Below are 1823 nucleotides of genomic sequence, written 5' to 3'. Positions count from 1 at the left end.
CTCTAAAAAATTATCAATTGTAGTCTGTTCTATTTCAGACAATTTAATATCATTATCTAAGCTACTAAAATTTTCATCAGTTGCTTCTTCCTGCCGAAACAACTTAAACTGACCGATAGACCTCTTCGGAGCGTATAAAATTCCACCGTCTGGCCTATCATTTATCAACTTTCGAACAAGAACCAATTGATTAACATTTGATTTTTCCAACCATAATTTTATAATCACTGGTTCAGAAATATCATTTTGGAAGAAAGGTTTATTATACTTGATATTTTCTCCAGTCACTGGATTATTTTGATTGATTCGAGAAATATCACCTGTCAAMCCTAGCTCTATTGCATCAAAAATCGTCGTCTTTCCAAATCCGTTTGGTCCAACTAAGAAAGTCATGTTATCACTAAAATCAATAACCGTTTCATGTCTAAAATTCTTAAAATTATAAAGTAAAATCTTCTTGATTTTCACAAGCTCCATCCTCCAAAATTTGTTGTAAACTATATATTATGGTAGCATCTTCAAGTTGTGAACCAATCTTATCACTATTAAACAACTCTAAAATCTGAGTTACTTGTTTTTCCTGCTGAAGTAATTCCGCGGTTTTGATTCTTGATTCTATTCTATCTTCAATTGTTTCAAAGTGGTCATTGGAATGAGGGAGAGAAATAAAGGGTAACTTAATAATCAGTTGCATAGCAATAAAATAGCTATCATCAAAAAACATGTTTTTCTCAAATTTATCAAATAAATTTTCTTCATCTGAATCATCATCGTTTTCTTGAATGTATTGAAGTAAAGAATCAGCATCAGGCTTTAGTTCTACAAGACCTTCTTCGGTATAAAAAATAACATACTTCCTGAAATAGTATTCGTCCTCTTCAATGGATAGTATTTTATTTAAGTAGAGATTGTAAAATTCATGAATATTATCTACTTTTATTAAAATAAATAAGGAGGTATTCTTTTGGATTTTATTATCTACTTTTTGAAACTGAGAAATCAAATTCTCTAATTTCTCAGTTTTAAAAAAATCTTGAATTTCTCCTATCTCAAAATGTTCAATAAGAAAAAATTCATGTTCGTTACCAAATAGCTCCAAAGAGATACCCTCAATCAGATTGTATCCGCTAGAGTCCATAATACTAGCTAAAAAATCATTCATATTGTTCTCCTATTAATTTTTTTACCGTTTTATCAATATCAATAAATTCAAGATGATTTGAAAATAGACGATTCCTCTCGGAAGGTCGTTGCCTATATGGTGGCTCCAAACCATTATCTAATTGACTCTGCTCAAATAAAGGTGAGTTTATACGACCATTTACAAGATAATCTACGTCAAAGCTCGCCTTTAGAAACTGCTCATTATTTCTAATTCTTTGAACAAGTTCCCCCACCTCTCCATTTTTGCATTTCTTATTAATTAAACTCAGTCGATAGCTTGACTTCGTTGAATTATAACGTAGCTCAGAAATATCAAAAAAATCCTGATTAATCTTTTTATAAAATTCATAAAATATTTCTTCAAAGATGTCTTGATCAAGTAATTCAAAAATAGTTTGATTATCCAATGCCCCCTTTATATCTTTTTGAGGATGTAAATCAATAAGAAACTGTTGAAATCCTTTATCAGGTAAATTTAAAATATCAGTAATCAAAGAAGAAATATTTTATGAATTTTATAAAAAGATTAATCAGGATTTTTTTGATATTTCTGAGCTACGTTATAATTCAACGAAGTCAAGCTATCGACTGAGTTTAATTAATAAGAAATGCAAAAATGGAGAGGTGGGGGAACTTGTTCAAAGAATTAGAAATAATGA

General features: G+C 29.6%; 3 protein-coding genes. All 3 read right to left on the bottom strand.

Features of this window, described 5'->3' with window-relative positions; genetic code table 11:
• On the bottom strand, positions 1-468 hold a 468-nt coding region (locus K4H96_RS05035; protein WP_227956390.1), incomplete at its 3' end, for an AAA family ATPase.
• A complete protein-coding gene (locus K4H96_RS05030; RefSeq protein WP_223336830.1) occupies positions 440-1162 on the bottom strand; it encodes an ABC-three component system middle component 1 in 723 nt (240 codons plus the stop codon). The genes K4H96_RS05035 and K4H96_RS05030, both read right to left, overlap by 29 nt.
• On the bottom strand, positions 1155-1658 hold the full coding sequence (locus tag K4H96_RS05025) for an ABC-three component system protein (RefSeq protein WP_227956389.1): 504 nt from the start codon (positions 1656-1658) through the stop codon (positions 1155-1157). The genes K4H96_RS05030 and K4H96_RS05025 overlap by 8 nt, the downstream gene beginning before the upstream one ends.
• Positions 1659-1823: the final 165 nt, after the last annotated feature.

Origin of the sequence: Streptococcus sanguinis (genome assembly GCF_020729765.1) — a bacterium.
GTDB lineage: Bacteria > Bacillota > Bacilli > Lactobacillales > Streptococcaceae > Streptococcus > Streptococcus sanguinis_Q.
The sequence above is the reverse complement of the archived record's forward strand: the minus strand, read 5'-3'. Positions and strand labels throughout refer to the sequence as shown.

What these genes read in the sequence shown, in the direction of transcription:
- K4H96_RS05030 (WP_223336830.1), bottom strand. Translation starts at nt 1,162, where the DNA reads ATGAATGATTTTTTAGCTAGTATTATGGACTCTAGCGGATACAATCTG.